This is a genomic window from Candidatus Methylopumilus universalis, from assembly GCF_006365315.1.
GTDB classification, from domain to species: domain Bacteria; phylum Pseudomonadota; class Gammaproteobacteria; order Burkholderiales; family Methylophilaceae; genus Methylopumilus; species Methylopumilus universalis.
Window position 1 is genome coordinate 726320 of sequence record NZ_CP040968.1, and the last position, 24081, is coordinate 750400.

Genomic DNA, 24081 nt, shown 5'->3' on the forward strand with positions numbered 1-24081 from the left:
CATTTAAGGACGAATCAACGCATCCAAATGAAATATCTTATAAAATAATCACTTTAATGAAAGTTAACGTATTTTGTTTGCTTTTAATCTAATTTAAACGGTATTTAGGCACATTTAACGTAATATATGCTCTATTTTGGGCCACATACTGCTCGTCCATTCTTACTACCCCAAGAAATGAAAGGGTTAGGATGAGTATTCAGATGACAATAAGGTGTTAATTTGGCAAAATGACGTCTTTTTATGACACCTACCATTAAAGATTTTGAAGTTAAGATCTTTGTCGTAAAAACCAATTAAACTTAAAACATCATTATAAAAAGTTCAATGTTAAGTTCTTCTCGTTATTAACCTAAGGGCCCTTATGTCAGCACATGTCATTCCATTAGAAAATCTTCGAAATACAGACGTCGGTTCTGTTGGAGGGAAGAATGCATCTCTAGGTGAAATGATTTCTCAGCTTCATGCTAAAGGTGTTCGAGTGCCTACCGGATTTGCAACAACAGCGCATGCATTTAGAGAATTCTTAGCGCATAACAAACTTGATGAAAAGATTGCTAATGAACTGAAAACATTAAATACAGACGATACGACTGCATTAGCAATTAGCGGTAAAAAAATTAGGCAATGGATTGTTGATACGCCCTTCCCTTCTGGCCTAGAAAAGTCTATTGAAGAAAATTACACACGACTGATTAAAAATTCTGCAGACGGTACAACATTTGCAGTTAGATCTTCTGCTACAGCAGAGGACTTGCCTGATGCTTCCTTCGCTGGCCAGCAAGAAAGTTTCTTGAATATTCATGGTGTAGAACATATTAAGCACGCCATTAAAGAAGTGTTTGCATCACTTTATAACGATCGCGCTATTTCATACCGCGTGCACAAAGGTTTTGTGCATGCTGATGTTGCAATTTCAGCAGGTGTGCAACAGATGGTAAGAAGTGATATTGGCTGCTCAGGTGTGATGTTTACGATTGACACCGAATCTGGATTTAAAGATGTTGTATTTATAACAGCCTCTTACGGGTTAGGTGAAACAGTTGTTCAAGGCGCTGTTAATCCAGATGAGTTTTACGTTTTCAAACCTCTTCTAAAGGAAGGTAAACCAGCAATCGTAAGACGCTCTATTGGATCTAAAAAAATTAAAATGGTTTTTAGTGATGCTACGCAAGCTGGAAAAAGTACACATACAATTGACGTAGATCCTAAAGAAAGTGATTCGTTTAGCTTAAACGATCAAGATATTCTAGAACTTGCTCAATACGCCGTCACTATTGAATCTCATTATGGATGTCCTATGGATATTGAATGGGGCAGAAATGGTTTAGATGGAAAAATTTATATCCTCCAGGCAAGACCGGAAACCGTAAAGTCTCAATCAAAAAATGCGGTTGAAGTTTTTAAATTAAAAGGAACTGGTAAAGCGATTGTCGCTGGACGTGCGGTCACGCAAAAAATTGGTGTCGGTCCTGTTCGTATTGTGAAAGACCCATCTGAAATGCATTCAGTGCAACCTGGTGATGTTCTCGTCGCAGATATGACTGATCCTAATTGGGAGCCTGTGATGAAAAGAGCTTCAGCACTTGTTACTAATCGAGGTGGACGCACATGTCATGCTGCGATCATTGCGCGTGAACTAGGCATCCCTGCTATTGTAGGTAGTGTTAATGCAACCGAACTTCTTCAAGAAGGTGACATTGTCACCGTATGTTGCTCAGAAGGTGAAACTGGCTTTGTTTTTCAAGGTGCGCTTGAATATGAAGTTAATACAGAAAAAGAAACTGTCCTTTCTACCCCACCAGTGAAAATTATGATGAATGTGGGCAATCCCGATATGGCATTTACGTTTGCTCAAACACCAAATGATGGTGTGGGTTTAGCGCGCCTAGAATTTGTGATTAATAATATGATTGGCATCCACCCTAAAGCCATTTTAAATTATTCAGCTATGCCACAAGATATTCAAAAACAAATCGCGCACCGTGCACGCGGCTACGCTAATCCTAAACAATTTTATATAGATAAAGTGGCTGAAGGTGTTGCAACGATTGCTGCGGCATTTTACCCAAAACCTGTGATTGTAAGAACATCTGATTTCAAATCAAATGAATATAAAAAATTAGTGGGGGGAGATATTTACGAGCCGGATGAAGAAAATCCAATGATTGGATTTAGAGGTGCAGCACGTTACATGTCAGAAGATTTTAAAGAGTGCTTCGTCATGGAATGCCAAGCTATGAAAAAAGTACGTGAAACATTAGGCTTAACAAACGTAGAAATTATGATTCCTTTTGTGAGAACCCTAGAGGAAGCAAAAGAAGTTACATCAATTATGGCAGCTAACGGTCTTAAGCGAGGCGAACATGGTCTTCGTTTAATTATGATGTGTGAAGTGCCTTCAAATGCTATCTTAGCTGAAGCATTTCTTGAATACTTCGATGGATTCTCGATTGGGTCAAATGATTTAACTCAACTTACATTGGGCACTGATCGTGACTCAGGAATTTTAGCGGATGGTTTTGATGAAAGAAATGATGCAGTGAAAGCACTAATTCAAATGGCGATTATAGCTGCTAAAAAAACAAAGAAATATATTGGGATTTGTGGCCAAGGTCCATCAGATCATCCTGACTTTGCTGAGTGGCTTGTTAAAGAAGGTATCTCATCGATGTCACTAAATCCTGATACTGTGATCAGCACATGGAAACGTATTAGCCAAAAATAATGGCACAACAAAAAAGAACAGCGTTCTTTATCTCAGATGGAACAGGCATTACCGCTGGTGCATTAGGTCAACTTTTAGCGCACTTTCCAGAAACACAATTTACGCAAATTAGAATTCCATTTACTGATTCGGACGCTAAAGTGGATGATGCGCAAAAGCGTATCGTCAATGCAAGAATGGAAAATGGCGAAAGGCCGATCGTCATCATGTCAATTGGCAATCAAAAACTTCGTGCGGAACTTAAAGAAGTTGATGCTTATTACATCGATCTTTTTGATGCATTTATAGATCCTTTGGGTGTTGAGTTAAAAGAAGAGCCTCTGACTCGCCCAGGCGTGGCACATAGTATTTCAGGCGCTAATTATTCAGACAGAATGGAAGCGATTAATTTCGCGTTAGGTCATGATGACGGGATGACACATAATGGTTTAAATCAAGCCAATGTCATTTTAGTGGGCGTATCAAGATCAGGCAAAACACCAACCAGCATTTATCTCGCGATGCAATTTGGTATTAAAGCTGCGAACTACCCTCTCACACCTGAAGATTTTGAAAGAAAATCGCTACCACCTATTTTAGAAGGTTATATTGATAAAATTTTTGGATTAACGATACAAGCAGATCGTTTGAGCAGTCTTCGAAGTGAAAGGCGTCCAAATAGTACATATGCTTCGCTTGATAACTGCAGAAAAGAAATTACTGATTGCGAAAATCTTATGAAGCGAGCAGGCATTCCTTGGGCAGACTCTACTACGCGCTCAGTCGAAGAGTTATCAGCTATCATCCTACAAAAAATTCGCCAACCTAATACTTAAAGCGTATTACTTTAATTCTGCTTTAATTTTGTCCAGTATCTCGGATGAGTCAGGCGCTACATCACTCGTAAATGCATATACCTTTTTACCTTGAGGCAATATTAAGTATTTGTGAAAATTCCATTGAGGCATTGAGCCTGAAGCCTTAATGAGCTCTTGATAAAATGGATTTGCATTCTTGCCAGTGACGTTTGATTTTGTGGTCATAGGAAATTCAACTGCATAAGTGAGCTTACAGAATTCCCTAACTTCTTTGTCAGTACTTAATTCTTGATTAAAGTCATTAGATGGAAAACCTATAACCAATAAACCTTTGCCATGATATTTCTTATAGAGCGCTTCTAAAGAATTAAATTGTGGCGTAAACCCGCACTTACTTGCAGTATTCACAACCAGTATCGGTTTTGACTGATAATCACACAAGTTAATTTTCTCACCTTGAAGTGTATTAAATTGATGGTCATATAGAGGCAGGCAGGCGGCATAGGACATAACAGGAATCATCCAAAAAAGTAATAAAGATTTTAAAAGGCTTTTCATGAACTAATTATCCTGAATTAATGTCATTATGACAATTGGCATTTTAAATAATTCAACCATATGAAAAAAATTAAATTTTATATCTTTCTCATTTTCGCTTTTAATATCATTTGTGCGCATGCAAATTCTGGAAATGATTATCTTATATATGTAAGTAGCAGTTTTGATAAGCATCCTACTTATCTCAAATCGTACTCTATAGGCTATTGGATTCCTCAGGCATCTATCCTTAAAAATTCAAGTAAGTCAGTTTTCACTTCAAGCGCTTCTTGCGAAAAAGATCATTATGGAAGGCTGATTCTATCTCTAGAGCCACATCTTTTTTATAACCCACTGATGAAAATACTCTACGGAGGCATTTCAACAAAAGTGTATGGATATAACGGAAAAATAATTACAACGATAAAGTCTGAAGATGAGGTGCCAGGATATCTCACCATATTGCACGAAAAATTAATTGATCAGCTTTATAAAAAAATCTTAACAAAACTTCAAAATCAAATTAGTTCTAATGAAGCAGTTAATTTATATTTAAAGCAAAAAAATGGGCCTATTGAGGGGACTTTTTGTTTAATGCTTAACTAAGTTTTTATGAGGAAGCCTTGAGAGGAATCGATTTATTTTTCCATCGAGATGGCGCCTCTGAATAAGTAGACTTGCCATGAGTGTCGATAGATACCATTACTGGCATATCTTTCACTTCAAATTCATATATAGCTTCCATACCTAATTCAGGAAATGCAACTACCTTAGATGAAGTAATGGCTTTTGAAACCAAATAAGCCGCACCCCCTACTGCGCTTAAGTAAACGGATTGATATTTTTTGATTGTCTGCACCGCACTTTCACCGCGTTCTGCTTTTCCAATCGTGCCCATAATACCTAATTCGGCTAACATCATTTCCATAAATTGATCCATACGTGACGCAGTTGTAGGACCTGCTGGACCTATTACCTCATTACGGACAGCATCAACAGGCCCTACATAATAAATAAATTTATTTTTTAAGTTTACCCCATCAGGTAAAGCTTCTCCCTTCTTAAAGAGATCAGCAATTTTTTTATGTGCACCATCTCTTGCAGTGAGTAATTTTCCAGATAATAAAAGTAAGTCGCCTTCTTTCCACTCTTCAATTGATTTTTTATCGATTGAGTCAAGATTAATTCTTTTAGCTTCTTTTTGAGCGGCCCATGTATCTTTAGGCCATAAACCTAAATCAGGTATTTTAAAATGTGCTGGGCCTGAGCCATCCAAGGTGAAGTGCGTATGTCTTGTTGCTGCACAATTGGGTATTAATGCAACAGGCAAGGAGGAAGCGTGGCATGGGTAATCGATGATTTTAACGTCAAGCACAGTGGTTAAACCACCAAACCCTTGTGCGCCTATACCTAGCTGATTTATTTTATTATAAAGTTCTATACGCAACTCCTCCGTCTTATTCTTTGCGCCGCGCTTAACGAGCGAGTGAATATCGATCGGCAACATCAATGACTCTTTTGCCATTAACATTGCTTTTTCAGAAGACCCGCCAATACCAATACCAATCACGCCAGGTGGACACCAGCCCGCTCCCATCTCAGGAATGACTTTTAATACCCAATCTACAATACTATCCGATGGGTTAAGTGTTATGAATTGAGCTTTATTTTCTGAGCCTCCACCTTTTGCACTGATAGAAATACTTACTTTGTTACCTTTGATTAACTTCACGTGCGTGATTGCGGGTGTATTGTCTTTTGTGTTCTGTCTCTTGCCAGCTGGATCTGACACCATAGATGGGCGAAGCGGATTGTCTTGATTTGAATAAGCGCGTTTAACACCTTCATTCACCATATCTTCGATTGAAAGATCTGATTCCCACTCCACATTCATTCCAACTTCAACAAAGGCAATCACAATGCCCGTGTCTTGACATATAGGTCTATGACCTAAGGCGCTCATTTTTGAGCTCGTAAGAATCTGAAGCATGGCATCTTTAGCAGGAATAGATGTTTCTTTTTCATATGCTTCACGCATAGACAGAATAAAATCTTCTGAATGATAGTAAGAAATAAATTGCAAAGCATCACTGATGCTTTCGATAAAATCTTCTTTTTTTATAGATGTCTTCATGTATTAAATTTCAGTAATCTCGATCACTTTTTTTGGTTTGTATTCTGGCATCTGATCAAAATTTAAATATCGATAAATTGAATCTAAGTCTTTCGAAAGTTTTTGATTGTTAATTGCAAGATATTCATCAAGCGTTGGAATTTTACCTAAAGCTGCGCAAACTGCTGAGAGTTCTGCAGATCCTAAATATACTTGTGCATCTTTTCCCATGCGATTATCAAAATTTCGTGTGCTTGTTGAAAAAACATGTGCTCCATCATCAACTCTCGCCTGATTTCCCATGCATAGAGAACATCCAGGCACCTCTGTTCTAGCGCCTACTTTATTGAAGACTTCATATACACCCTCTTTCTTAAGCTCTGTTTCATCCATTCGAGTAGGAGGTACGATCCATAATCGTGTTGGAATTTTATCTGTATCTTCAAGGACTCTAGCTGCTGCTCGATAATGTCCAATATTAGTCATACAACTTCCAATGAACACCTCATCAATTTTATTACCTGCAATTTCAGACAAGGGCTTAATATTATCTGGATCATTTGGACATGCAATTAAAGGCTCTTTAATTTCATCAAGATTAATTTCAATAATACTTGCGTACTCTGCATCATGATCAGCTTCTAATAATGCTGGATTTTTTAACCAATCCTCCATCGCTTTCATGCGACGCAATAATGTTCTTTTATCTTCATAATTGTTATCAACTAAATTTTTAATAAGCGCAATATTAGATTTGATATATTCAATGATCGGTTCTTTATTAAGTTTTACCGTACATCCATTTGCAGATCTTTCAGCCGATGCATCAGCAAATTCAAATGCTTGTTCAATTTTTAGATCAGGCAACCCTTCAATTTCTAAAATACGCCCATTAAACACATTTTTTTTATTTTGTTTTGCTACCGTGAGATCACCATTTTTAATAGCAGCATAAGGTATTGCATTTACGAGGTCTCTTAATGTAATACCTGGTTGCATCTTTCCCTTGAATCTCACCAGGACGGATTCAGGCATATCAATTGGCATGGCTCCCATGGCTGCTGCAAAAGCTACAAGGCCTGAGCCTCCTGGGAATGAAATACCTATAGGAAAGCGAGTGTGCGAATCACCTCCTGTGCCTACAGTATCTGGAAGTAAAAGGCGATTAAGCCAAGAGTGAATAATTCCATCGCCAGGTCTTAAAGTAACCCCTCCTCTACTCGACATAAACTCAGGAAGCTCGTGTTGTAATTTAAGATCTACAGGCTTCGGATAGGCTGCTGTGTGGCAAAAACTTTGCATAACTAAGTCAGCATTAAATCCGAGACAGGCTAACTCTTTTAATTCGTCTCTTGTCATTGCACCCGTTGTATCTTGCGAACCAACAGAAGTGACTTTCGGCTCACAATATGTGCCAGGCCTAACACCGATACCTACCGGCAAGCCGCAAGCTCGACCTACCATTTTTTGTGCAAGCGTAAATCCTTTTTTAGAAGAGACTAATGGTGCTGGAGTTAAGAATAAAGTACTTGGAGATAATTTTAAAAACTCTCTTGCTTTAGATGTTAATCCTCGACCAATAATAAGAGGTATTCTGCCACCTGCGCGATATTCGTCTGCAAGCGTAAATGGTATTAAATTAAATGTAGCGATGGATTCATTTTTACTATTTAGAATTTTTCCTTCAAATGGTTGAATAGTAATTTCATCTCCTGTTTTCATCTGACTAACGTCACACCCAATAGGAAGCGCGCCTGAATCTTCTGCTGTATTAAAAAATATAGGCGCAATCTTATTACCTAAGACAATGCCACCCGTTCTTTTGTTTGGAATAAAAGGAATATCACTTCCCATGTGCCATTGAAGAGAATTAATTGCTGATTTCCTGGATGAACCTGTTCCTACAACATCACCCACATAAGCTATAGGTAATTGTCTTGTTTTTAAGTCCTGAATTGTTTTAATGCCGTTTGGCAATTTATTCACTAACATCGCTTTTGCATGTAATGGGATGTCTGGTCTCGACCAAGCTTCTTGCGCTGGGGAAAGGTCATCGGTATTTGTTTCGCCATCTACTTTAAAAACAATTGCTTTTATTTCTTTGGGTAATGCGGATTTTTTTAAAAACCAATCGCCATTCGCCCATGACTCCATTAGTTTCATTGCAGCTTTATTACCTGACTTTACTTTTTCGCTTACATCATGAAATGCATCAAAAATTAAAATGATATGAGATAAAACTTTAACGGCATCATCAGCAAGATCTGAGTCTAGAAGAGAAATAAGTGATTGAACGTTATAACCACCAACCATGGTTCCTAATAATTCAATAGCATACTTAGGTGAAATGATTTTTGATTGTTCTATACCCTTCGCAATATCTGTAAGGTAAGCAGCCTTAATATAAGCAGCTTGATCAACGCCTGATGGAACGCGATGACAAAATAATTCCATCAACGTCTGAGTATCTTTTGTATCGGGTGACTTTAATAAGGTGACGAGTTCTGCGGTTTGCTTTGCTGTCAGAGGAAGTGGCGGCAGGCCCTCATTTAAACGATTAGCGGCTTCTTTTCTGTAATCATCGATCATTGGATTTTGATGGGCTTTAAAAAGGTAATTGAATATCGATTAGTATAAAGCCAATGCATTCGTCTTTAAAAGATAAATCACTAGAATATGGCGGAAGGGGCGGGATTCGAACCCGCGTTAGGTTATTCACCTAAACACGCTTTCCAGGCGTGCGACTTAAACCGCTCATCCACCCTTCCGAAAAGAGTCGGCATTATAACTTATGCCTCACTTCGCTTTAAGAATGATCTTTTCTCTCTTGATTAAAGTTCGCAGTCGTATTAAGGTTGACCTATTGAATTTATTTACCGTACGTCTACCGCAGTACATCCGTTTTAATAATTTCATAACTTATTGATTTATTTAGCATTTATTATTAATTAACTATTAACTTAGGGGCGATTTATGGGCTTAGAAACATTAAATAATCTTGGAGTAAAACATCCATTTAAGGCCAAATATGACAATTATATTGGCGGTAAATTTGTACCTCCAGTAGACGGCAAATACTTTGAAAATATTTCACCAGTCACCGGCAAAGTTTTTTGTGAGGTTGCACGTTCAAACGAAAAAGATATTAATTTGGCGCTAGATGCAGCGCATGCAGCCAAAGATGGCTGGGCTAAGAAGAGCCCTACTGAACGCGCAAATATCTTGATGCAAGTAGCAGACATCATGGAAAAAAATCTTTCAACGATTGCGATTGCTGAAACAATCGACAATGGCAAGCCTCTCCGTGAAACTACTTATGCTGATATTCCATTAGCGATCGATCACTTCAGATACTTTGCAAGCTGTGTAAGAGCACAAGAAGGCAGTATCGGTGAAATTGATCACGAGACAATGGCTTATCATTTTCATGAGCCTTTAGGTGTTGTCGGACAAATTATTCCATGGAACTTCCCTATTCTTATGGCAGCCTGGAAATTAGCGCCTGCGATTGCTGCAGGTAATTGTGTAGTCATTAAACCAGCAGAACAAACACCTGTATCACTTCTAGTTGTGCTTGAGTTAGTAGGTCATCTCATCCCCCCTGGCGTATTAAATATTGTGAATGGTTTCGGTTTAGAAGCTGGTAAACCACTTGCAAGCTCGCCACGTATTGCAAAAATTGCATTCACAGGCGAAACATCAACAGGTCGATTGATTATGCAATATGCATCACAAAATCTTATTCCAGTAACTTTAGAGCTTGGTGGTAAATCACCTAATATCTTCTTTGAAGATGTGATGGATAAAGATGACAACTTCTTTGATAAAGCGCTAGAAGGCTTTACATTGTTTGCACTCAATCAAGGTGAAGTATGTACATGCCCTTCACGTGCCTTAATCCAAGAATCTATTTACGATAAATTTATGGAGCGTGCACTTAAACGTGTTGCGGCAATCAAACAAGACAATCCCCTTGATATGACAACAATGATCGGCGCTCAAGCATCAAGTGAGCAAGTTGAAAAAATTATGTCTTATATGAAGATTGGTCAAGAAGAAGGCGCTCAAATCCTCATCGGTGGTAATCGAAAAAAATTAAGTGGTGAACTCGCAGAAGGATATTACATTGAACCTACTGTATTCAAAGGTCATAACAAAATGCGTATTTTCCAAGAGGAAATTTTTGGACCTGTCGTTTCAGTTACAACATTTAAAGATGAAGATGAAGCGCTTGAAATTGCAAACGATACGCTCTATGGCTTAGGCTCAGGCGTATGGTCACGTAACGGCAATCGCGCATTTAGAATGGGCAAAGGCATTCAAGCAGGTCGTGTATGGACTAATTGCTACCATGCTTATCCTGCACATGCAGCATTTGGTGGCTATAAACAATCAGGTATCGGTCGCGAAACACACAAGATGATGCTTGATCACTACCAACAAACAAAGAATCTTCTAGTGAGCTACAGTGAAAATAAACTTGGTTTCTTTTAAGATTCAATTTAACTAAAATCAAAGGCAGGACTTATACGTCTTGCCTTTCTTTTTTATGGAAAAAACTTTTACACGCATAGATACAACAGAAACTGCAAACACACTGATTGATTCTTTAAAGGAAAAATATGGTGAAATTATATTTCATCAATCAGGTGGCTGTTGCGATGGAAGCGCACCTATGTGTTATCCCAAGAGTGAATTTTATTTAGGCGGCTCAGACGTTGAGGTTGGCATTACGCATGGCGTTCATTTTTATATGGGCGCTAGTCAATTCTCCTACTGGGAACACACACATCTAACGCTCGATGCCATACCAGGCAATGGTGGCCAGTTTTCACTAGAAAACGGAACAGGCATGCGCTTTATTATTCGGTCGCGTTTATATAGCGATGAAGAATGGGCGTATTTAAGCCAACATCCTGTTAAACATTGCGGGTAAAAGGCGTTCCCTTAGGTTAAAATAATCACTGGCGGGCCTCCCCGCATTGTAATTTAGCCAACCTGGTCAGATGCGGAAGCAAGCAGCCACAACTAAAGAAACAAGTGCCGGGGGTCTGGCTCGCCTCTTATTAAATTGGATTGGTTAAAAATTATTCATGAGCTATCAAGTTCTTGCACGCAAATATCGCCCCCGTTCGTTTGATACGCTCGTCGGTCAAGCGCATGTTGTGCAAGCACTCAAAAATGCACTCGATCAAAAAAGACTTCATCATGCTTACTTATTTACAGGTACACGTGGTGTCGGCAAAACGACATTAGCGCGAATTCTAGCGAAAGCGCTTAATTGTGAAAATGGTATTAGCTCCTCACCCTGCGGCACTTGTTCCGCATGTACGGAAATTGATCAAGGCCGCTATGTAGATCTCATTGAAGTCGATGCGGCATCCAATACGCAAGTCGATAATATGCGAGATTTGTTAGATAACGCTCAATACGCACCGACCCAAGGCCAATTTAAAATCTACATCATCGACGAAGTGCATATGCTTTCAAAAAGTGCATTCAATGCAATGTTGAAAACATTGGAAGAACCTCCTGAACATGTCAAATTTATCCTAGCAACTACAGATCCGCAAAAAGTCCCGGTCACTGTTTTATCAAGATGCCTCCAATTTAATTTAAAACAGATGCCGTCTGCTTCTATTTCAGAGTACATGGAAAAGATACTAAAAGAAGAGGCGATTAATTATGAAATCAATGCAATTTATTTAATTGCAAAAGCTGCAAATGGAAGCATGCGTGACGCGCTATCAATCTTAGATCAAGGCATTGCCTATTGTGGTGGAAAAATAGAAGAAGCGACAATTAAAAAAATGTTAGGCGCAATAGATCAATCATATTTATTTAATTTAATTCAAGCGGTTATTGATCAAGACGGGCAAAAAGTGATTGAAATTGCAAAACACATGGATGAAAGAAACTTATCCTTTGAAGCGGCACTTAATGACTTAGCAAATCTCATTCAAATAATTAGCGTGACTCAAGCAATTCCAGAGAGCTTAGAAGTTTCTTATCTTGATCGCGATCAAGTGATCGCATTATCCAAAAAAATAAGTGCAGAACAATTACAACTTTTGTATCAAATTACGATATTAGGTCGACGAGATCTTTATTTGGCACCCGATGAGTATGCAGGCTTCACAATGACGCTTCTTAGAATGCTTTCCTTTGCCCCTCAAGATGCAGTGATTGCCAAAAATCCAGCAATTGCAAAAACTGATGTTGCTCATAGCGCAACAAAAATGGAATCTGCGGCAATATCGAAAGATGTTTCATCTGAAACATTTGAATTTAAAAAAAAAATTGAAGTAATTCACGAAATCGATGAAGATATATCAGATAAAGAAATATCAAAAGAAGCAGTCCCATTCAATGGAAATTGGCGTGAACTTGTTGACCAACTAAAACTAGGCTTAGTCAAAGCGCTTGCGCAGCAGTCTGAACTCGTCAGCTTTAAAAATAACGAAATAATTTTGTCAATTGCAGATGAGCACAAGCATCTTCTTAATGAAGCCTATCAAAAAAAATTAGAGCTGAGCTTGTCAGAGCACTTCAGTCAACGCATTAAACTTGTAATCCTTCAAAAGGGTGCAAATAATTCACCGCTCAAACAAAAACAAGAAGAACGGTCAACACTTATGAAAGATACTGAGAATGCTATTCTTCAAGATCAATTCGTAAAATCATTACTTACCGAATTTAATGCTGAGATTATTCCATCTAGCATTAAACCTAATCAAACCACATAAGGAGTCATCATATGATGAAAGGCGGCATGGGCAATTTAATGAAACAAGCGCAAATGATGCAAGCTAATATGCAAAAAGCGCAAGATGAACTTGGGTTAATAGACGTTGAAGGTTTAGCAAGTAATGGGCTTGTTAAAATCGCTATTTCTTGCAAGCACCAGATTAAAAAAATATCGATCGATCCTTCTGTCATGAATGATCACGAAATGTTAGAAGATCTTCTCATTGTGGCTTTTAAAGATGCATTACAAAAAATTGAACAAACTACCAATGCTAAGATGGGCAATATGTTGCCTCCTGGCATGAAATTACCTTTCTAAATTCACTGCATGAAAAATACTGAAGCACTGGAACAGCTCGTTGATGCCTTAAGGTGCTTACCAGGTATTGGCCCTAAATCAGCTTTACGTATGGCTTATCATCTTCTGCAGCACAATAGAAAAGGTGCCTCGCAACTCTCAAGCGCTATTGCTAACGCAATCGAATTAGTTGGTCACTGCTCACATTGTAATAACTTTTCTGAAGAAGTGATTTGTTCACTTTGCTCATCGAAAGATCGTGATCCATCCATACTCTGCGTGATCGAAATGCCAAGTGATCTCATGATGTTGGAACAAACGCATTCCTATAACGGCATGTATTTTATTTTAATGGGCAAGCTCTCACCTTTAGATGGTATTGGCCCTAAAGACATTCATCTAGACAGGCTTTTAAAACGTCTTGATGCTGGAATTGTTAAAGAAGTAATCTTAGCGAATAATTTTACGGTCAGTGGAGATGCGACAGCCCACTATGTCACCGAGCTCCTAAAAGCACGTGGTATTCGGTTAAGTCGAATAGCAAGAGGTTTGCCCATGGGTGGTGAAATTGAATACGTGGATAGTGGGACTCTTGCCCAAGCTATGATTGAACGTAAAATAATTAAGGACTGAGATAGCTTAAGAGATCAGACGGCTTATCAATAATGTGCTGAGCGTTCCAAGTGTTTGCATCATCCCCTGCTTCTAAATAACCGTATCGTGCCACTATACTTACCATACCTGCATCATTTGCTGCCATGACATCGCGCCTATCATCGCCTAAATAAATAATGTCAGATGGCTTTATTGAGAGGAGTTGTGATGCTTTAAGAAGTCCTTCGGGTGAGGGTTTGGGGACGCTCACCTCATCACCTGCAATCAGACATTCTGTAGTTGATAAAAGTGGATGAGAAGCCACCAGAGGCTGTGCAAATTTCTTTGCTTTATTCGTGACAATACCCCAGGATATTTCTCTAAAATTTAAAGTATTAATCAATTCTTCAATACCTTCCATACATTGCACATTTTGATTAAAAACTTCTTTATAAATATCTAAAAATTCTTGCACACGAGAATCATAAGCAGGATCATTTTTATCCATATCAAAACCAGCTTTAAGTAAACCTGCCGCACCATGGGAAGCAAAAGGACGGCCTGCCAAAAAAGGAATGGGGGGTAAATTATACTGTTGTCTTAATTGATTAAGTGCTCCTACAAGTTGTGGTGCGCTATCAATCAAAGTACCATCTAAGTCAAATAGAACAGCTTTCATGATGAATTTTTTGCAACTTCAATTAGATAATTCACCGAAACATCATCGCCTAACTTATACACATCTGTGATGGGGTTATAAGTCATACCTTTTAAAGTCACAATCGTTAAATCTTGCTGCCGACACCAAGAAATGAGTTCAGAAGGTTTAATAAATTTTTCATAATCGTGCGTGCCACGTGGTAATAATTTAAGAATATATTCAGCACCAATGACTGCAAACAAATAAGCTTTTATATTGCGATTAATAGTTGACATAAAAAGCGTGCCACCTGGCTTTAAAAGTTTTGCGCATAAAGATACAACAGCCGAGGGCTCTGGGACATGCTCTAACATTTCCATACATGTAATCACATCAAAAATAGGCTTATGTTTTGACGTAAACGTCTCTAGGGAAGTGCATTGATAATCGATATCTAATTTTGTCTGAAGCGCGTGAAGTTTTGCAATATTGATCACTTTCTCACCCATATCAATCCCTGTGACATCCGCACCTAGATTTGCCATGGATTCAGAAAGAATACCTCCGCCGCAACCGACATCGAGCACTTTTTTATTCTTTAAGTTTATTTTTTCATGAATAAAATTAAGACGAAGAGGATTGATGTCGTGAAGTGGTTTAAATTCACTCGTCTTATCCCACCATTTGTGAGCAAGCTCATTAAATTTAGCGACTTCTTCTTCTGAAACGTTTATACGTTTTGTTTTAGCTTGAGTTGCCATCTTAGCGCTATATCCTTACATGTTTGAACATCAATAGATGTGAGATGTCCTTCTTCGTATTGCAATAAACCATTGACCCATACATGACTAACTTCTTCTCGGGTGGCTGCATAAACTAAGTGGCTCATAGGGTCATACATCGGCAATGTAGATATGTGATCCATATTAAATACTGTCAAGTCTGCGAACTTTCCTTTTTCAATCGAACCAATACAGTCTTCAAGTCCAAGTGCTTTTGCACCATTAATAGTGACCATTTCTAAAGATGTTTTAGCATCAAGTATCGCAGGGTTTTTTGTCATGCCTTTAGCAAGCAAAGATGCTAATTGCATATCGTGCAATACGTCTTGCTTATTATTGCTGGCACTTCCGTCTGTACCAATACATACATTAATATGGTTTTTTTGTAACGCTTCAATATGAGCGATACCACTCCCTAATTTTAAATTGGATGTCGGACAATGAATGACAGATGCAGACTCTTTTGATAGCGTGTTTAAATCTTCATCGTTCAGATAAACAGCATGCACAGCCATAAATTGTGGGCTCAGAATCCCAAGACGATTCAGTCTCTCAATGGGTCTTAGTTGATATTCCTTTAGACTACTATTGATCTCATGTTCCGTTTCATGCACATGCATATGAATCGTAAGATTGAGTTGATTCGCATAGGTTACGACTTGATTTAATGTTTTATCTGAGACTGAATAGGGAGCGTGAGGAGCTAGGCTTGATGTGATAAGATTTTCATCACGCCAGCCATCTCTAGCTTCAAGCCCTTTCATTAAATAATCCTCTCCGTCATTCGCGTAATTAGAGGGGTAATCCATTACAAAAAGACCGATGTTAGCTCTCATACCAGTTTGCTTAATCGCGCGAGAGGCTGCCTCGGGATAAAAATACATTTCATTAAATGTAGTGATCCCACTCTTTAACATTTCAGCGCATGCAATCAATGTCCCGTCATGGACAAAATCAGGTGTGACCCATTTTTTTTCAAGCGGCCAAATAGAGTCATTAAGCCATGTATCAAGGGGTTGATCGTCGGCAAACCCTCTAAATAAATTCATCGCAGCATGTGTATGCGCATTTATAAGACCAGGCGTAACGATATGATGATGAAGCTGAAAGTGTTGATTGGTTTGATAAAGGGATGTGACTTTTTTTGTTTCTATTACATCAATGATTCGATTCTCATCAATAATAATCGAATGATCTTCGAGTGCTTTATTCTGGGGTCTCACGGGACAAATCCATTTGGCAGAAATAATCGTGCTGACAAGCTGGATACGAGTATCTGTCATGAGCTATTATTCGAAGGGGTGTTTAAGGACGATCGTTTCATCACGCTCAGGACCGGTCGATACAACATGAATCGGCACTTCGCATAATTTTTCTAGTGTCTTGAGGTATAGCTGCGCATTCTTCGGGAGATCATCCATCGATTTAATGCCAAAGGTACTTTCGTCCCAACCATCGACTTCAATAAAAATAGGTTTACAACGCTCTACTTGATCAGCACCCAAAGGTAGAAGATCAATTTTTTTACCATCTAATTCATAGCCCACACAGATACCAATTTTTTTAATGCCATCTAAAACATCAAGTTTGGTGATACATAAACCTGTGAGACTATTAATCATCGCGGAGCGTTTTAATGCAGCTGCATCAAACCAACCGCAACGTCTTTTTCGTTTAGTCACTGTACCAATTTCCTTACCTTTGGTTGACATTTGATAGCCTGGTGTCCCTTGAGTTTCTATATCAAGCTCACTCGGAAAAGGTCCGCCACCGACTCGAGTCGTATAAGCTTTTGTAATACCTAAAATATAATGCAACATATGTGGACCCACACCAGCACCTGCTGCTGCTTGGCCTGATACGCAATTTGACGAAGTGACATAAGGATAAGTCCCGTGATCAATGTCTAGAAGTGAACCTTGCGCGCCTTCAAATAATAAATTCTTATTTTTAGCATTGGCTTCATAAAGTTTCTGTGCTACATCAGCAAGGAAAGGTTTTATCTTTTCTGCATGCGACATAGAAAGATCAAATTGCTCATTGACATCAATCGGATCTTTTTTTAAATAATGCTGCAAGACAAAATTATGGTAATCCATGACTTCAGCAAGTTTATTTTTGAAATTATCTGGATTCAGTAAATCGTAAACACGAAGCGAACGACGAGCCACCTTATCTTCGTAAGCAGGCCCAATACCTTTTCCTGTGGTACCGATTTTAGCTTCACGCATCGCTTCTCGACCCTGGTCGAGTGCTATATGATGTTTTAAGATTAGAGGGCAGCCTGGACTTACAAATAAACGACTTTTAACTTCAATACCATCGGCTTCGAGCGTCTTGATTTCGTGAAGCAAGTGCTCAATATCGAGCACGACACCATTGCCAATAAAGCAATCTACATTTTTACGAATAATACCTGAGGGTACTAAATTTAGTTTATATTCTTTTTGGCTTGAGCCTTGGCCAATGACTAATGTATGGCCTGCATTATGCCCCCCCTGAAAACGAACGACACCTTCTGCGTGATCGGTTAGCCAATCCACAATCTTACCTTTACCTTCGTCGCCCCATTGAGTACCAATGACTACTAAATTTTTTGCCATCTTAAATTAAACCGTTTTAACTTTCCACGCTTTATTCGCGTCTTGCATTAATATGCGATCACAATTATTTTGTTTAGCGTTCATATCACCAAATAAATCAATGGCGACTATTTCGCCTTGTTGGCGAAGTGATTCAATAGCATTTTGTAATTCACGCTCGCTCCCTTGGGGCGCTAGAATTGCTTTCGCTTTTTTCCCATTAGGGAATAAAGTGACAATATTTTTTAAATCCATCGTAAAACCTGTGGCTGGTCGGTTACGACCAAATGATGCGCCAATATTGTCATAGCGACCACCTAATGCAATGGGTGAATAACACTGATCTGCATATACTGAAAACACTAAACCATTGTGATACTGGTAGCCACGAATATCACTCAAGTCATATGACACTTTAATCTGATTGTTTTTTAAAGCCTGATCAAGTTGGTTTAAAAATTGCAGCGCACTTTTAATAGCCTGATCTTGTGGCAATAATTTCTCAGCTTCTTTTAGCACATTGACATCACCATAAAGACTCACTAATTCAATGAGTGCATCTCGATTTTTTTTATCTAATGATTTAGTTAAACCAATCACTTCTGATTTATCTTTTTTCTGCATCGCTTGATACAAAAGATCAAGTTGATCACGTTCCATATTGGACGATGCGATTAAGGACGTAAAAATATCAAGGTGATTAAAATCAATTACTGGATTTTGAATACCGATGGTACTCAGTGTTTTAATTAAAAGCGTTTGTATTTCAAGATCAGCTTCGATACCTTTAAACCCATAGAGCTCAGCTCCAATTTGGAATGGCTCTCTTGACTGAAGAAAGCTGGCTGGCTTTGTTCTTAACACCGAGCCTGCGTAAGACAATCTTGTGACTTCATCATTTTGAATAAGGTGTGCATCAATACGTGCGACCTGAGGTGTGATATCAGCGCGAACACCCATAAGTCTTCCTGTCAACTGATCAACAACTTTAAATGTATCTAGATCCATATCCTGGCCATTGCCATTTAAGGATTCAATGTATTCCAACATAGGAGGAATAACATATAAATATCCGTGCGTTTGATAGAGATCAAGAATAGAGCGTCTTAATGACTCGAGATAGACTGCTTCATCGGGAAGCATGTCTTCAACATAATCTGGGAGTGTCCATTGATTCATCAGCTAGCGGCCTAAAAATAAAAAAATTAATCCTAGTGAAAAAGATATCAAACCCATAAAACGAATCTGACCACCTTTCATGGTAATCATTTTTCTGAAAGTATTACGCCAACCCTCTGGAAAAAATAAGGGCATGAGACCTTCTAAAATCAACATAAGACCAAAAGATGAAAAAAGCCAACTTTTCATGACTAATCTTTTTTCTTCTTAGAACTACGCATGTACTTTAAAAAATCTGAGGTTGGATCTAAGACCAACACGTCAGCTTTATCCTTAAAGCTTTTTTTGTAAGCTTCAATGCTTCGATAAAAGGCATAAAATTCGGGATTCTTAGCATAAGCATTGGCATAGATTTCTGAGGCCTTTGCATCGCCATCACCCTTTACTTTCTGTGCTTCTTTATAGGCTTCCGCAATAATGACATCACGCTGCTTTTCAGCATCAGCACGAATTTTTTCTGAAGCTGCAAAACCTTGTGAGCGCAACTCATTGGCCACTGATTTACGCTCAGCTTCCATACGCTGATAAACAGACTCGCTCACCTCTTTAGGAAGATCAACGCGTCTTAAGCGCACATCTAAAATTTGAATACCCATCGAACGTAAATCTCGGTCCGCACGATCTGTCAGAATTTGCATAATTTCACCACGTTCGCCTGATACGACATCATGAATGGTCCTTTTACCAAACTCCGCGCGTAATCCATCATTCACTGTTTGAGAGATTCTTCTCTCAGCTTGCACTTCATCACCCTTCACAGATACATAATATTTTGCAGGATCGACAATTTTCCATTTAATGAATGAATCAACAAGTACGTTTTTCTTTTCGCTTGTGATAAAACGATCAGGCTCTTGCCAATTCAGTGTCAAAATTCGATTGTCAAAAAACTTCACATTTTCGATGAGCGGTGTTTTGAAATAGAGCCCTGGCTCTTTTTTAATCGATATGATTTCACCTAAGCGAAATACAATGGCGTACTCTCTTTGATCTACAGTGAAAGTAGACATCGCTAAAATCATGATGCCTGCTAAAAAACTCACCAATACATATGTAATATTTTTCATATTCTTTATCTCACTTCTCGTTCTCTTGATTTAAAAGCATCTCGCGTTCGCTCCATATTTTGCAGAGAAGACTGATTCATGTCGACTTGCGGTATGACATCCACTCTAGGCGATATTGTGTCTGGTGTTGCTTGCTGAATCAATTTATCCAAGGGCAAATAAAGCAAATTATTCGAGTTTTTTTGATCGATAAACACTTTAGAAACACTCGATAAGATTTGCTCTTGAGCTTCAATATAAAGCCGATCTCTCATCACTTCGGGTGCGCGATTATATTGCGTCAATATTTGCTCGAAACGACTTGCGTTACCCTTCGCTTCATTTTCAACTCTTAAACGATAGCCTTGCGCTTCTGCTGTTAGCCTTGATGCTGTGCCTTTGGCTTTCGGGATGATGTCATTGGCATAAGCTTGACCCTCATTTTTTTGTCGCTCTAAGTCTTGCTTAGCTTTTACAGCATCATCAAATGAAGCTTGCACCTGCTCTGGCGGCTGTGCATTTTGCATAGTGACACTTGTCACATTAATGCCCGTATTGTATCGATCCAAAATTTCTTGCATAAGTTTTTTGGCTTTGACTGCAATCTCTTCGCGACCTTCGTATAACGCAAAATCCATTTTACTTTTACCAACGATTTCGCGAATGGCTGTTTCAGCAGCGCCTCTTACTGAAGACTCCGCCGAACGATTATTAAATAAAAAATCTTCCACTGACTTTAAGTTGTATTGCACGGCAAATTGAAGGTCAATAATATTTTCATCGTCTGTTAGCATCAAAGATTCTCTTAGTTCTTTTGACCTCGCAGCAGCATCGCCTGCAGAACGATAGCCAACTTCAATGGTTCGCACCTGTTCAAGGTTCACAACCTCAGCTGATTCAATCGGATATGGAATATGCCAACGTGGGCCTGGCATCGTGACTTCTGTATTTTTGCCGAATCTTAAAACAACACCTCGTGAACCCTGGTCTACGATATAAAAGCCTGTGGCTGCCCAAAGCAGAACCACAATAAGGAGAATGGGTAAAAGAGGAAGTTGGTCATTTCCTGAGTTTGGTGTCGGATTGCCTCCGGAAGACTTCGGTGTTTTTTGATCTGTTTCTTTTTTACCAAAGATACGCCCTATTTTTTTTCTTAAATCATTTAAAAGCTCGTCTAGATCAGGAGGTCCTTCTTCTTGGTTATTGTTTTGCCCAGGGTTTTTTGCCATAAATTTATACTATCTAATAATTAAGGGGATTTTCTTCAAATATTTCGGTTTCAGATGACTGCTTTGCTACATGTAGTTGGAGGATAGCCTCTTTTAAAAGTTCAATACCCTCGCCTGTCTTTGCAGATAACTGAATAGTAGAAATTCTACCATATTCATCTTTTTCATGATTTGCCTTTATATCAAGTCTATCAATCTGATTTAAAACAAGAATTTGAGGTATTGACGCTGCTTTTATTTCTTCTAGAATCTTATTCACCGCTGCGATTTGCTCACTATGATTTGGATTGGCCATATTCACGACATGAAGAAGTAAATCAGCCTCTCTTGACTCTTCAAGGGTCGATTTAAATGCCTCAATTAAGGTGGTAGGAAGCGCCTTAATAAAACCCACCGTATCTGAGATTACACATTCCACCCCTTCTTGAATAAAAAGTTTTCGAGAGGTGGTATCAAGTGTTGCGAAAAGCTGATTCATCGCTAATGCATTCGCATGCGTCAGCTGGTTAAAGAGTGTAGATTTACCCGCATTGGTATAACCTACAATGGAAATGTTCAATACATTCGAGCGACTTCTTTTTTTCCGCTGCATCGTACGCTGTCGTTTTAATTTATCTAGTTTTTCTTTCAACTGCTTAATGCGAAGTTTTAACATGCGGCGGTCAAGTTCTAATTGCTTTTCACCGGGGCCTCCTCTGACACCAATACCTCCTTTTTGTCTTTCTAAGTGACTCCAACCTTTAATCAGTCTTGTCGATAAATGATCAAGCTGGGCTAATTCGACCTGAAGTTTTCCCTCGTGACTTTTAGCGCGCTTTGCAAAAATTAATAAGATGAGTGCGGTGCGATCAAAGATGCGTGTACTAAAGTATTTTTCTAAGTTTCGCTCTTGGGAGGGGCTGAGGTTATGATTAAAAATGACGGTATCAGCTTTTGACTCTTGAATGATGAACTTTACTTCTTCGGCTTTTCCTGAGCCCAAAAAATACTTAGGATCAGGTGCCGATCTCTTAATATTCACTGTGCTCACAATGTTCATGTCAGCACTTAATACGAGCTCTTTAATTTCTTCGACACTCTCTTCGAAATCGGTATCACCAAAATTAATACTAATAACGCAAGCAGACTTTCCTTCGTTAGGACGTTCAAACATCAATCGTCATCTGCTGGTGGCTCGATATTGACATTGCGCATGGGCACAATCGTTGAAATAGCATGTTTATAGACGAGTTGACTCACAGTATTTTTTAATAAAATAGCGTACTGATCGAATGACTCAATATTACCTTGCAGCTTAATACCGTTCATCAAATAAATGGATACTGATACATGTTCTTTTCTGAGTTGATTTAAAAACTCATCTTGTAAATGTGTATTCTTTTTTTCCATAGAGGATTCCAAATATAGTTATAAGTAAAGATTCAATCGTTTCATAGTTTCGTCACGTCCTAAGATCGCCATCACAGCATCAATACTCGGTGATTGTGCGATACCTGTTAAAAGTACGCGCAGTGGCATCGCAAGTTTTGGAAATTTAATCGCATGTAAAGTCACCACTTCATTCATTACATTATGAATGGCTTCTTTCGTCCAATCAATCTTATTTAAAGAGGCTTGAAAAGATTTAATAAGCTCTAAGGCTTCAGCATTAATATGCTTTTCAAAATCTTGCTGATTCGGCTTTTGAACTTCAAATATATAAGCGATATCACCAGCAAGATTTGTTAAATGGTTTACGCGCTCGCGATGAATATCAATTGCACCTATTAAGAGATTTTGATCAATAGGCGTATGAACCACTTTTTTTAGATAGGGCTCTATAGCCGAACTGATGCGATCAAGTGGAAGTGTTTTGATATAATGGCTATTAAGCCAATCTAATTTTTCAGTATTAAATTGTGCAGATGAAGAAGTAATATGGTCCAAATCAAACCATTGACAAAAGTCAGTCATACTAAAAATTTCGTCATCACCATGGCTCCATCCGAGCCGGGCTAAGTAATTGAGAATCGCCTCAGGCAAATAACCTTGATCAAAATATTGCATCACACTGACAGCGCCATGTCTTTTAGATAGCTTTTGGCCATCATCACCCAATATCATCGATAGATGCGCATAGGCTGGAATGTTTGCATTCAAGGCTTTCAAGAGATTAATTTGCCGAGGTGTATTGTTAATATGATCATCCCCGCGAATGACATGTGTCACTTTCATTTCCCAATCATCAATCACCACACAAAAATTATAGGTCGGTGTGCCATCTCCCCTTGCAATGACAAGATCATCAAGTTCTTCATTCGCAATCGTGATTTCACCTTTGACTAAATCATGCCAAGACACAACACCTGATTTTGGATTTTTAAAACGCACGACCGGTTGAATGTTCCTAGGCGTTGGGGGTAAACTTTTTCCAGGTTCAGGCCGCCACTTACCATCATACTTTGGCTTTAAGCCTGCTTTCATTTGTGATTCACGTAACACTTCTAATTCTTCTTTGGATGAATAACAAAGATAGGCTTTATCTTCTTTAATCAATTGATCAATATATTGTTTGTACACAGCCATGCGTTTTGTTTGATAGATAGGGCCTTCATCGAAATCAAGATGAAGCCATGTCATACCATCCATAATGGCTTCTACTGCTTCAGGGGTTGATCTTTCTATATCAGTATCTTCAATACGTAAGATAAACTTACCCTGATGTCTTTTGGCATAAGCCCAAGAAAATAATGCAGTCCTCGCGCCACCAATATGAAGATAACCTGTGGGGCTCGGTGCGAAACGGGTGACAACGGTCATAGGGATTTCT

The 24081-nt window shown here is 38.7% G+C and carries 22 protein-coding genes, 1 tRNA gene and 1 other RNA gene; 9 read left to right on the top strand and 15 right to left on the bottom strand.

Annotated elements, in window-relative coordinates; translation table 11 throughout:
- The first annotated feature begins 364 nt into the window (after window positions 1-364).
- Window positions 365-2728 (top strand): phosphoenolpyruvate synthase, encoded by a 2364-nt coding sequence (gene ppsA / locus FIT79_RS03905; RefSeq protein WP_139875676.1) that lies wholly within the window; start codon window positions 365-367, stop codon window positions 2726-2728.
- On the top strand, window positions 2728-3543 hold the full coding sequence (locus FIT79_RS03910; protein ID WP_139875677.1) for a pyruvate, water dikinase regulatory protein: 816 nt from the start codon (window positions 2728-2730) through the stop codon (window positions 3541-3543). The genes ppsA and FIT79_RS03910 overlap by 1 nt, the downstream gene beginning before the upstream one ends.
- A gap of 6 nt (window positions 3544-3549) precedes the next feature.
- Here the strand turns inward: FIT79_RS03910 and FIT79_RS03915 are convergent, their stop codons facing one another.
- Complete coding sequence (locus FIT79_RS03915; protein WP_139875678.1) at window positions 3550-4083, bottom strand: glutathione peroxidase; 534 nt, start codon at window positions 4081-4083, stop codon at window positions 3550-3552.
- Window positions 4084-4143: 60 nt separating this feature from the next.
- On the opposite strand from FIT79_RS03915, the gene FIT79_RS03920 reads away from it, so the two are divergent.
- A complete protein-coding gene (locus FIT79_RS03920) occupies window positions 4144-4668 on the top strand; it encodes a hypothetical protein (protein WP_139875679.1) in 525 nt (174 codons plus the stop codon).
- A 4-nt stretch (window positions 4669-4672) separates the two neighbouring features.
- Here FIT79_RS03920 and FIT79_RS03925 read toward each other — a convergent pair whose 3' ends face one another.
- The 3 genes from FIT79_RS03925 to FIT79_RS03935 all read right to left on the bottom strand — a co-directional run bounded on the left by FIT79_RS03925 (window position 4673) and on the right by FIT79_RS03935 (window position 8943).
- The gene (locus tag FIT79_RS03925) at window positions 4673-6196 is read right to left on the bottom strand and encodes a fumarate hydratase (RefSeq protein ID WP_139875680.1); all 1524 of its coding nucleotides are present in this window, start codon (window positions 6194-6196) and stop codon (window positions 4673-4675) included.
- A gap of 3 nt (window positions 6197-6199) precedes the next feature.
- A complete protein-coding gene (gene acnB / locus FIT79_RS03930; RefSeq protein WP_139875681.1) occupies window positions 6200-8764 on the bottom strand; it encodes a bifunctional aconitate hydratase 2/2-methylisocitrate dehydratase in 2565 nt (854 codons plus the stop codon).
- Between the two features lie 88 nt (window positions 8765-8852).
- Window positions 8853-8943, bottom strand: a tRNA-Ser gene (locus FIT79_RS03935).
- A gap of 205 nt (window positions 8944-9148) precedes the next feature.
- Between FIT79_RS03935 and adh the strand changes: the two genes are divergently transcribed.
- The 6 genes from adh to recR all read left to right on the top strand — a co-directional run bounded on the left by adh (window position 9149) and on the right by recR (window position 13853).
- A complete protein-coding gene (gene adh / locus FIT79_RS03940; RefSeq protein ID WP_028818088.1) occupies window positions 9149-10669 on the top strand; it encodes an aldehyde dehydrogenase in 1521 nt (506 codons plus the stop codon).
- 55 nt (window positions 10670-10724) lie between these two features.
- A complete protein-coding gene (locus FIT79_RS03945) occupies window positions 10725-11111 on the top strand; it encodes a DUF779 domain-containing protein (RefSeq protein WP_028818089.1) in 387 nt (128 codons plus the stop codon).
- A 30-nt stretch (window positions 11112-11141) separates the two neighbouring features.
- An RNA gene (ffs, locus tag FIT79_RS03950) (signal recognition particle sRNA small type) lies at window positions 11142-11239 on the top strand.
- A gap of 29 nt (window positions 11240-11268) precedes the next feature.
- Window positions 11269-12921: a DNA polymerase III subunit gamma/tau gene (gene dnaX, locus FIT79_RS03955; protein ID WP_139875682.1), complete on the top strand. Its 1653-nt coding sequence runs from the start codon at window positions 11269-11271 to the stop codon at window positions 12919-12921.
- 11 nt (window positions 12922-12932) lie between these two features.
- Window positions 12933-13241, top strand: a complete 309-nt coding sequence (locus FIT79_RS03960) for a YbaB/EbfC family nucleoid-associated protein (protein ID WP_028818091.1) — start codon at window positions 12933-12935, stop codon at window positions 13239-13241.
- Between the two features lie 9 nt (window positions 13242-13250).
- The gene (gene recR / locus FIT79_RS03965; RefSeq protein ID WP_139867820.1) at window positions 13251-13853 is read left to right on the top strand and encodes a recombination mediator RecR; all 603 of its coding nucleotides are present in this window, start codon (window positions 13251-13253) and stop codon (window positions 13851-13853) included.
- On the opposite strand, the gene FIT79_RS03970 is transcribed toward recR, so the two are convergent.
- From FIT79_RS03970 to gltX, 11 genes are read right to left on the bottom strand one after another with little or no spacing between them, the layout of a single operon-like run.
- A complete protein-coding gene (locus FIT79_RS03970; RefSeq protein WP_139875683.1) occupies window positions 13843-14493 on the bottom strand; it encodes an HAD family hydrolase in 651 nt (216 codons plus the stop codon). The two genes, recR and FIT79_RS03970, sit on opposite strands and share 11 nt — an antisense overlap.
- Window positions 14490-15215 (bottom strand): bifunctional 2-polyprenyl-6-hydroxyphenol methylase/3-demethylubiquinol 3-O-methyltransferase UbiG, encoded by a 726-nt coding sequence (ubiG, locus tag FIT79_RS03975; protein ID WP_139875684.1) that lies wholly within the window; start codon window positions 15213-15215, stop codon window positions 14490-14492. The genes FIT79_RS03970 and ubiG overlap by 4 nt, the downstream gene beginning before the upstream one ends.
- Window positions 15185-16519, bottom strand: a complete 1335-nt coding sequence (locus tag FIT79_RS03980; protein WP_139875685.1) for a TRZ/ATZ family hydrolase — start codon at window positions 16517-16519, stop codon at window positions 15185-15187. Before FIT79_RS03980 ends, ubiG begins: the two co-directional genes overlap by 31 nt.
- A 6-nt stretch (window positions 16520-16525) precedes the next feature.
- Complete coding sequence (locus tag FIT79_RS06720) at window positions 16526-17839, bottom strand: adenylosuccinate synthase (protein WP_189644846.1); 1314 nt, start codon at window positions 17837-17839, stop codon at window positions 16526-16528.
- Between the two features lie 6 nt (window positions 17840-17845).
- Window positions 17846-18997 (bottom strand): ATP phosphoribosyltransferase regulatory subunit, encoded by a 1152-nt coding sequence (locus FIT79_RS06725; RefSeq protein WP_189644847.1) that lies wholly within the window; start codon window positions 18995-18997, stop codon window positions 17846-17848.
- Window positions 18998-19000: 3 nt separating this feature from the next.
- Complete coding sequence (locus FIT79_RS03990) at window positions 19001-19186, bottom strand: DUF2065 domain-containing protein (protein WP_139871607.1); 186 nt, start codon at window positions 19184-19186, stop codon at window positions 19001-19003.
- 2 nt (window positions 19187-19188) lie between these two features.
- Window positions 19189-20064 (bottom strand): protease modulator HflC, encoded by an 876-nt coding sequence (hflC, locus tag FIT79_RS03995; protein ID WP_028818099.1) that lies wholly within the window; start codon window positions 20062-20064, stop codon window positions 19189-19191.
- Window positions 20065-20069: 5 nt separating this feature from the next.
- Window positions 20070-21272 carry an FtsH protease activity modulator HflK gene (gene hflK / locus FIT79_RS04000; RefSeq protein WP_139875686.1) on the bottom strand — a complete coding sequence of 401 codons (1203 nt, stop codon included), beginning with the start codon at window positions 21270-21272 and terminating at the stop codon, window positions 20070-20072.
- Between the two features lie 13 nt (window positions 21273-21285).
- Window positions 21286-22425 (bottom strand): GTPase HflX, encoded by a 1140-nt coding sequence (gene hflX / locus FIT79_RS04005; RefSeq protein WP_139871611.1) that lies wholly within the window; start codon window positions 22423-22425, stop codon window positions 21286-21288.
- The gene (gene hfq, locus FIT79_RS04010) at window positions 22425-22661 is read right to left on the bottom strand and encodes an RNA chaperone Hfq (protein WP_028818102.1); all 237 of its coding nucleotides are present in this window, start codon (window positions 22659-22661) and stop codon (window positions 22425-22427) included. Before hfq ends, hflX begins: the two co-directional genes overlap by 1 nt.
- Before the next feature lie 18 nt (window positions 22662-22679).
- The gene (gltX, locus tag FIT79_RS04015) at window positions 22680-24071 is read right to left on the bottom strand and encodes a glutamate--tRNA ligase (protein WP_139875687.1); all 1392 of its coding nucleotides are present in this window, start codon (window positions 24069-24071) and stop codon (window positions 22680-22682) included.
- Window positions 24072-24081 lie beyond the last annotated feature (10 nt).